Annotated in this window: 11 protein-coding genes; 9 read left to right on the top strand and 2 right to left on the bottom strand. The window is 45.0% G+C overall.

All coding sequences use genetic code 11. From position 1 onward, the window contains the following. Positions 1-270: 270 nt before the first annotated feature. Positions 271-612 carry a hypothetical protein gene (locus B160_RS0111865; protein ID WP_157558025.1) on the bottom strand — a complete coding sequence of 114 codons (342 nt, stop codon included), beginning with the start codon at positions 610-612 and terminating at the stop codon, positions 271-273. 331 nt (positions 613-943) lie between these two features. Between B160_RS0111865 and B160_RS0111870 the strand changes: the two genes are divergently transcribed. Together B160_RS0111870 and B160_RS0111880 are read left to right on the top strand one after the other, a co-directional pair. Next, on the top strand, positions 944-1,357 hold the full coding sequence (locus B160_RS0111870; protein WP_018628138.1) for a hypothetical protein: 414 nt from the start codon (positions 944-946) through the stop codon (positions 1,355-1,357). A gap of 380 nt (positions 1,358-1,737) precedes the next feature. Next, complete coding sequence (locus B160_RS0111880) at positions 1,738-2,964, top strand: exo-beta-N-acetylmuramidase NamZ family protein (protein WP_018628140.1); 1,227 nt, start codon at positions 1,738-1,740, stop codon at positions 2,962-2,964. Positions 2,965-3,008: 44 nt separating this feature from the next. On the opposite strand, the gene B160_RS0111885 is transcribed toward B160_RS0111880, so the two are convergent. Beyond that, entirely contained in the window at positions 3,009-3,416 is a 408-nt protein-coding gene (locus tag B160_RS0111885) for a DUF1801 domain-containing protein (RefSeq protein WP_018628141.1), read from the bottom strand. Between the two features lie 132 nt (positions 3,417-3,548). On the opposite strand from B160_RS0111885, the gene B160_RS0111890 reads away from it, so the two are divergent. The 7 genes from B160_RS0111890 to arr all read left to right on the top strand — a co-directional run bounded on the left by B160_RS0111890 (position 3,549) and on the right by arr (position 7,526). After that, on the top strand, positions 3,549-4,109 hold the full coding sequence (locus B160_RS0111890) for a dihydrofolate reductase family protein (RefSeq protein ID WP_018628142.1): 561 nt from the start codon (positions 3,549-3,551) through the stop codon (positions 4,107-4,109). Between the two features lie 282 nt (positions 4,110-4,391). Further along, the gene (locus B160_RS0111905; RefSeq protein WP_425411195.1) at positions 4,392-4,742 is read left to right on the top strand and encodes an ArsR/SmtB family transcription factor; all 351 of its coding nucleotides are present in this window, start codon (positions 4,392-4,394) and stop codon (positions 4,740-4,742) included. Positions 4,743-4,892: 150 nt separating this feature from the next. Continuing rightward, complete coding sequence (locus B160_RS0111910; protein WP_018628146.1) at positions 4,893-5,354, top strand: DUF6428 family protein; 462 nt, start codon at positions 4,893-4,895, stop codon at positions 5,352-5,354. A 122-nt stretch (positions 5,355-5,476) separates the two neighbouring features. Continuing rightward, positions 5,477-5,896, top strand: a complete 420-nt coding sequence (locus tag B160_RS0111915; RefSeq protein WP_018628147.1) for an arsenate reductase ArsC — start codon at positions 5,477-5,479, stop codon at positions 5,894-5,896. A gap of 217 nt (positions 5,897-6,113) precedes the next feature. Beyond that, positions 6,114-6,296, top strand: a complete 183-nt coding sequence (locus tag B160_RS32105) for a hypothetical protein (RefSeq protein ID WP_018628148.1) — start codon at positions 6,114-6,116, stop codon at positions 6,294-6,296. Between the two features lie 26 nt (positions 6,297-6,322). After that, positions 6,323-6,778 (top strand): MarR family winged helix-turn-helix transcriptional regulator, encoded by a 456-nt coding sequence (locus B160_RS0111925; protein ID WP_018628149.1) that lies wholly within the window; start codon positions 6,323-6,325, stop codon positions 6,776-6,778. Between the two features lie 340 nt (positions 6,779-7,118). Then, positions 7,119-7,526: an NAD(+)--rifampin ADP-ribosyltransferase gene (arr, locus tag B160_RS32465; protein WP_071597030.1), complete on the top strand. Its 408-nt coding sequence runs from the start codon at positions 7,119-7,121 to the stop codon at positions 7,524-7,526. The last annotated feature ends 211 nt before the right edge of the window (positions 7,527-7,737 follow it).

Consider the following 7,737-nt stretch of genomic DNA (forward strand, 5'->3'; position numbering starts at 1 on the left):
ATTTATTTGAAAGCAGACTCTTAATACTGAAAACGAATTGATTTTGGCTGGGCAGAAGTCGGGCAACGGCGCAGCCCTCATGAGCACCATTAAAAAACAAACAATAAAACTTGCGAATAATCCGCTATATCTTTTGAGCTATGCTCGTAACCTTCGGCACAAGCTATCGCTTGTTTCTCGGTTGTCCCTCACAAAGGATGCCGCTGCTATCCTATGGACACATTAAATTTCTACGAGCTGCAGGTTGTGTTTGAAAGCCAATCCCTGTAATTATTTAATAAGGGTATTGTAATATTTCCATGTATTAAGTGCCTGCGTTAGAGCAAAAAGATGCTCTTCGCGATAATGACCCTGTAAGGCTTTCAGGAAAAGCTCCGATTTCTTTTCTTTCAGTTGCAGTACGCATAAATCAAGCAATACCCGCGGTCGTCGTTCCCCGGTCACAATCGCTTCCTGCATCCGCAAGCCGCTGCTTCCGGTAATGTCGCTTATCACTTCGGTAAGACGGATGTTCATTTGGGTAAGTGCTTTTTGCATCAAATGAACCTGTGTGGTCGTGGAGCGGATATGATCCTGCCGCAGTCGGAGATAGCTGCGTATTGAAATGAACAATGAAACGAAGGCCGATTGTCCGTTTTAAAGCACTAAGTTACACTCGTGCCCCGTCCCTCATAAATTTACCACCGGCAGGTGGGTGGACTTCCCCCACGCACTCAAAATAAGTAAAGCCCCTACCCTTCGCCTCATGCCGGCTTTACCTATTTTTCGTAGAAAAAGCGGTACATAAAGGTTGCTCAACCGCAACCCTTACAGGCATCCATAACTGCATTCGCTAGGGTTTACATTTAGAAACGATAGCTCTGTATTTCCATACGGAGCTGATTTATTTTTAGTAACGCGATATACACGACGTTCTGCTTGCAACCGACAGATCGAGTTGCAAATGATCTGTGTAAAAGAATATTTTTCGAAAACCGATTTTCACAAGTTTGTGAAAAATCAGTTTGTAAATTTTCCAAAATTTTACAACTCAATTTTTCACAAATCAGGGAAATGGCATTGCCGGCAGCCCGTCCGTCTATATTCAAAAAATCCGCCTGTCCGATATGGAAATATCCCCGTTGTCCAGCTGGTGGAAATTTCGACGGTCGCGGTGACGATCAGAAGGCTTGTAGCTGAAATGGTTTCCTATATGTGCTGTGTAAGTATTTTGTCGGCCGGCATCGCGGTTGTGCCTGCAGGTGCTATGCCGCGAGCCGGTCACGGCCTGCTGGAACCCCATTCGGAGGTATCAATCAAAGGGTGCTGCCTGCGGCACCTTTTCCCAGATAAATTTTACGACACCACACCTACTTAACATAATGTTCAGAATGTCGATCCTTATAGGCAAACCCTCGCTTAGCAGGTCGTTATTGAGCGCCGGAAGCTGGTGATCAGGATGGGTTTAAAGATGGATATAAGAGCCGACCTCTCTTTTTTCTGTCGGCCAAAGCGGGCATCAACATTATTCCAGACTGCAAAAAACTAAATTACCCCACACTAAAAACGAGTCAATACTTTTTAATCGGGTATGATAGAGCGTTTTACGCCGTAAAAAACTTAAATTTGAAACCAATGTACAATACCAAAGGATCCCTGTCTGAAGCCAACGCAACCATTGATGCTCCCTGCTTCAGCATGTTGTTGATATTTTAAAGCGGTAAATGACCATATATAGAAACGATAAACTTTCCAATAATGATGAGATTTACTTCCTTATTTTTTTTAGCTCTCCTGGTCATCAGCAGCATCAAATGTACTACGTACGCTTCGCCAGGTAAAACGGTATCCAGGCAGGGAATTATTACAGGTGCCGATCAGACTGAAAAATACCTCCCCTATCTGAAGGGAAAACGGATCGGCCTGGTGGCAAATCAGAGTTCTCTGATCGGCAGGAAAAGTAGTGTAGACAGTTTGTTGAGTCTTGGAGTTAAGATTGTAAAAGTGTTTGGACCCGAGCATGGCTTTAGAGGCAATGCCAGTAACGGAGCAGTGGTAAGTGATGAGGTCGATGCTAAAACCGGTATTCCGATCGTTTCTTTATACGGCAGGAATGAGAAACCAACAAAAGAACAGCTGGCAGATGTTGATCTTATGATCTTTGATATCCAGGATGTGGGCTGCCGCTTCTATACGAATATCAATACGCTGGAGCATGTGATGGATGCCTGCGCAGAGAATAATAAAGAACTGCTGATCCTCGACCGGCCTAATCCCAACGGCTATGTAGTAGACGGACCGGTAATGACGGATGATAAATTTAAATCGGGTATCGGGATACATTATACGCCAATGACGCATGGTATGACAATAGGAGAATTTGCACAATATCTTAATGGAGAAGGATATCTTAAGAAACCATGTAAAATAACGGTTATAAAAGTTGCCAACTACAACCATGACATGCCTTATACACTACCAATAAACCCCTCTCCTAATTTAAATACGCAGCAGGCCGTGATGCTTTTCCCGAGTTTGTGCATGTTTGAAGGAACCGCTATCAATGAAGGCAGGGGCACTTATATGCCCTTCACGATATTGGGAGCACCCGCATTAAAAGGCCGGTATTCATTTTCGTATAAACCCATAAGTATTCCCGGAATGAGTGAACGCCCCAATCACAAAGACACTGTTTGTTATGGCCTTGACCTTCGCAATTATGATATTGCCGCGCTCCGGAAGAGCCGGCAGATCAATTTAACATGGCTGATCGAGTTATATAAGGCCTACCCGGATAAGGCCAGATTTTTTACTCCCGGAAGGGCTAACCAGGACATATCGGCTTTTGATCTGCGCATAGGTACCGATCAGCTGAGAAAACAGATCATCGCTGGCGTACCGGAAGCGGAAATCAGAAAAAGCTGGGAACCGGGGTTACAAAAGTTTAAGGCTATACGGGCAAAATATCTGTTATATCCGGATTAACTGATTGGTGATTTCCCGAACCGGGACTTATTGAATGAATGTATTTAGCGCCGGGGCTTTTTGAATGTCTTGTCCAGCTCAACGGCTTCGTGTATCAGCGTTTGCAAGGCTGATATATTGATCTCTTCTGCAGAATGATAGATCCTGTAATAAATTTGTTTGTTGGTACCGTGTTCCAGGTAATGGTCTTCGTCTTTTAAACGGTTGCCATACCAGAAAGCAAACATGACACCGCTTTTAAAACCACCACGGGGAACAGCCGCCGGATAGATCAGCAATAAAGACCGGTTACCATAGAAAAACGGAACATTATAGGAGATCTTTTCTTTACCGTAGCCGTTCAATGTCTCAATGGCAATTCCACGTAAAATGTCAAGCAGCAGGGCCTCATCTGCGGGAAGAAAAGCGAACAGTTCAACCAATGAACGAAATTTTACCTTCTTGTTTTCCATTTCCTGTTTTGTTTCAGAACACTATAAAAATAAAAATTTTTACCGGTTGCTTGTCCGTAACAAATAAATATTTTACCTTTTCTATCTGTTGTGCTGGTATGCAAAATTTACAATGGGTATAAATGAAATAAAATGAGAAAGCTAATCGGGGCGATCAATATGACACTGGACGGGTTTTGTGATCATACGGCAGTCGTTCCGGATGATGACCTGCATCAGCATTATGCTGACCTGTTACGGAATGCTGACGCCATTCTATACGGAAGAATAACCTATGAATTGATGGAATATTGGCCAACAGTGATAAAAAATCCTACGGGTAACCGGTCAATGGATGAATTTGCCGCTATAATGGATCGCATCCCCAAAATTGTTTTTTCCCGAACGCTGAAATCGGTGGAATGGGAAAGTGCACGGTTGGCTACAAGAGGCCTTAAAGAAGAAGTTTCCGCACTCAAAGGAGCTGCCGGCGGCGGGAGCAAAAACATCTTAGTGGGCAGCCGGAGTTTAATTATTGCTTTACTGAACCTTCATTTAATTGATGAATTCCAGCTCATGGTTCACCCGGTTATAGCGGGCAGCGGTCTGCCCTTATTCAACAACATCAATGACAGAACCATGTTTACGCTTGTGAAGACAAAAACCTTTGGCTCTGGCGCCATCACGCTTTACTATGAACCGGTAAAAGAATGATTGCTAACCGGGTTGATACGCCTTCATGAACACATCCCTGCCGCTTTTGCCATTGGCATCCGCTTCGATAATCAACGCAAAGCTATTATTCGCCACGTCCCTGCCCTTCCATTTATTTTGCCTTTGAAAGGTTTGCAGCAATTTAAAATACCGCAGATGGAGTTGTTCGGGAATTAAAAACCATTGTCGTTACCCTGATCTTTATCAGCCGGCCCATCCGGATCGTTCTTTTGTTTTTCAGTTGAAAATATATTTTGTCCGATCAATTTATTAATCGCAATATTGCAATATAGTAATGAATCGATGGGCCTGACAAAATCAGAAATATTTACAGAGAAGCAGAACCACCTGGCCGGTGTATTTAAAGCATTGGCGCATCCTGCCCGGATTGCGATATTGCAGCATATCATGAAACAAAACGCCTGTATTTGCAACGATCTGGTCGGGGAATTGGGCCTGGCACAGGCTACGATTTCGCAGCATTTAAAAGAGCTGAAAAATACAGGCATCATTAAGGGAAATATAGAAGGTACCAGCGTTTGTTATTGTATCGATGAAAAGGTATGGCTGAAGTTGAAAAAAGAATTGAACGCCTTTTTTACAGATGATATGGTGGCAAATAAATGCTGTTGATTTTTTTTGCCTTTATTCATCGTAATATTACGTTACAGAAACATGGTGCATAATGACACTCCTGAAATTGACAGGCAAATATCTGCGGAGCTCTCCTGCCCAACCGGTCAGGGGGGGATCACACCCATAAAAATTTAAAAAAATACACGGATGAAACTTTCAGAAATTAAAACACTCTTACCGGCACTGGATAATGTGGCGTTCCGGTTAGAAAATGGCGACTTTGTCCCCGAGCATTTTCATATTACCGAAGTAGGTATTGTTACCAGGCACTTCATAGATTGTGGCGGCACCATCCGCTATGAGCAGGTTGTAAGTTTTCAGCTTTGGAACGCCGACGACTTTGAGCATCGTTTAAAGCCCCAAAAACTACTGCAGATCATCCAGCTTTCAGAAAATAAACTGGGGATCACTGATCTGGAAATAGAAGTAGAATATCAGAGCGATACGATCGGCAGGTACGGATTGGGCTTTAACGGTCATTATTTCATACTGGAGCACAAAGCCACGGCTTGCCTTGCGCAAGATGCCTGCGGCATACCGGCACAAAAGGTGAAAAGGAATTTAACAGACCTGAAGACTTCATCCTGCTGTGGTGGTGGCAATTGCTGATCTGAAATACAGGCGCTTACACCAAGGGAAACCTGTATCCTTCTATTATTGATGATGCTACCCTTCCATTTGAATCCCTGCCTTAAGCTTTTACACTCTGATCATTCCTGTAACAAACAATTATGGAAATAAAAAAAATATTAGTGCTTTGTACCGGTAACAGTTGCCGGAGCCAAATAGCGGAAGGTTATTTGAGGCATTTTGCAAAAGATAAAGCAGCAATTTACAGTGCCGGTATAGAAGCACATGGCCTAAACCCAAAAGCCATAGAAGTAATGCTGGAAGACGGTATTGACATAACAAATCACACATCTGACAATGTGCATGCGTACCGCCACATCAGTTTTGACTTTGTAATTACCGTTTGCGATAACGCGAAAGAGCATTGCCCGTTCTTTCCGGGCAGCGCACAAAAGTTCCACCGCGATTTTCCCGATCCCGCCAGGGCAACGGGCAGTCCCGATGAAATAAAAGCGCAGTTTCGCTATACACGTGCGCTCATAAAAGATTATTGCCGGGAGTTTGTCCGGCGTAATCTTTAGGATTTTGTAAAACAGCTTCTGAGAAACGCGGGATAGATTTTTTTTGGGTCTACATCTCTCCACCCTTGTTTTTCAAACGAATGGGCAGTTGCATGTATAAAATAATTCCATGTCGTCCATGTGGCTGTTTGTGTAGCGGAATATTTACGGCTTTGCATGGTAATGGATACATCCCGGTTGAAAAACGGGTAACCGCCCGGCTATCATATTTTATTATTTGATAACATTTAAACAATGTTCAGGCAACATAACGGCAACCCTGGTACGCAAATTTGGCAAATACAACGGCCGGAAAGAGATAGAATCCATTGTGGTAGATAATGAACTGGGCGTTGTGTGGTGGCCGGCGTATAGAACCGGCAAGATCATTTGCTATTTCATTATATTCTTTTATCTTTGAAACTAAGATACTTATTTAAGAAGATAATGAAAGCAGACAAGGTTGTACGACTAAGAAAACTCAGCCAGCAGCATGCCTATACCTCTATCCAAATGCATGAGGCAGTGGGCAGAAAAGCCGGGCTTTCGGGTACCGATCACAAGTACCTGGGATTTCTGCTGCAGAAAGGCCCCATGACGGCAGGCGAGCTGGCCCGGCTCACGGGCCTCACCACCGGGGCTGTTACGGGCCTGGTAGACCGCTTCGAAAAGAAAAAGCTGCTGAAGCGGCAGTATCCCGAAGGCGACCGGCGCAAGGTGATCATCGTGCCTGATACGCAAAAAATAGCGGCGTTGTTACAACCACTTTACCAGGATTTCCAGGATGATACGGACCGGCTTTTCGACTCTTTTTCAATCGCTGAATTAAAAACCATGGAACAATATTTTTCAAAAGCCCTGGAGATCATGCATCACAAAATAGCACAGCTTAATCAAAAATAAACCGATGGAATTTAACCCCAACAGTCCCGTTATTCAGCTTTGTATGCAAGGTATGGATACTGCAGAAAAAGGTCAGTGCGAGGCGGCAGACAAGCTTTTCATGCAAGCCTGGAACGAAGCCCGTAACGACTTTGAAAAATTTATCGCCGCCCATTTCATAGCCCGGTACCGGCAGGATGCGCTTGGCAAATTACAATGGCTCCGGACCGCTTTGCAGCACGGGCTAAGCGCCGACAGCGACGCTGTGAAAAGCGCCCTCCCCTCCCTGTATGCAGTTATGGCGCAATGCTATAAGGATCTGGGCGACGCGGACAATGAACGGAAGTATCATGAATCAGCCATTTCGGCCGGCGAGCAGCTCCCGGACAAAGGCCCTTTTTATCATGGTACCCGGGCGGATCTGCAGGTAGGCGACCTGCTCATAGCCGGTGGCCGGTCTAATTACCAGAGCGAGATCGTCATGAACCATATTTATTTTACCGCCCTGGTCAATGGCGCGGGGTTGGCCGCTGCATTGGCAAAAGGCGACGGGCGCGAGCGCGTCTATATCGTGGAACCTACGGGCAGCTTTGAGAACGACCCCAACGTTACGGACAAAAAATTCCCGGGCAACCCTACCCGCTCCTATCGCAGCACGGCGCCCCTCCGGATCGTGGGCGAGGTTGCCGATTGGGAACGGCTTACACCGGAACAGCTCCGCCAATGGCGGGAAAAGCTGGCGAATAACAAAGGAGCGATTATTAATTAACTTCACCCTAAGAAGCTGTTTAAAAATAATATTTTGGTCCCCCTTATAAGCGCCATCCGGCGCGTCGCTATCGTTAAAGCCGCGCTTTAGCACGGCTTTAACGAAGCTGTAATTTCATAAGTGCCATCGGCACGGATCATTATGCCCCGAGCCTATGGCTCTCTGTTGTTCTTTTGGACTTATAAACGGGTTGAAACCCGTTCTTGCCGGA

The organism is Niabella aurantiaca DSM 17617 (assembly GCF_000374125.1).
Taxonomy (GTDB): domain Bacteria; phylum Bacteroidota; class Bacteroidia; order Chitinophagales; family Chitinophagaceae; genus Niabella; species Niabella aurantiaca.

Bases quoted from the DNA above. Each gene is read 5' to 3' on its own strand.
- B160_RS0111885 (WP_018628141.1), bottom strand. From the start codon at position 3,416: ATGGAAAACAAGAAGGTAAAATTTCGTTCATTGGTTGAACTGTTCGCT.
- B160_RS0111870 (WP_018628138.1), top strand. From the start codon at position 944: ATGATCTGTGTAAAAGAATATTTTTCGAAAACCGATTTTCACAAGTTT.
- B160_RS0111925 (WP_018628149.1), top strand. From the start codon at position 6,323: ATGAAAGCAGACAAGGTTGTACGACTAAGAAAACTCAGCCAGCAGCAT.
- B160_RS0111880 (WP_018628140.1), top strand. From the start codon at position 1,738: ATGATGAGATTTACTTCCTTATTTTTTTTAGCTCTCCTGGTCATCAGC.
- B160_RS0111910 (WP_018628146.1), top strand. From the start codon at position 4,893: ATGAAACTTTCAGAAATTAAAACACTCTTACCGGCACTGGATAATGTG.
- B160_RS0111915 (WP_018628147.1), top strand. From the start codon at position 5,477: ATGGAAATAAAAAAAATATTAGTGCTTTGTACCGGTAACAGTTGCCGG.
- B160_RS0111890 (WP_018628142.1), top strand. From the start codon at position 3,549: ATGAGAAAGCTAATCGGGGCGATCAATATGACACTGGACGGGTTTTGT.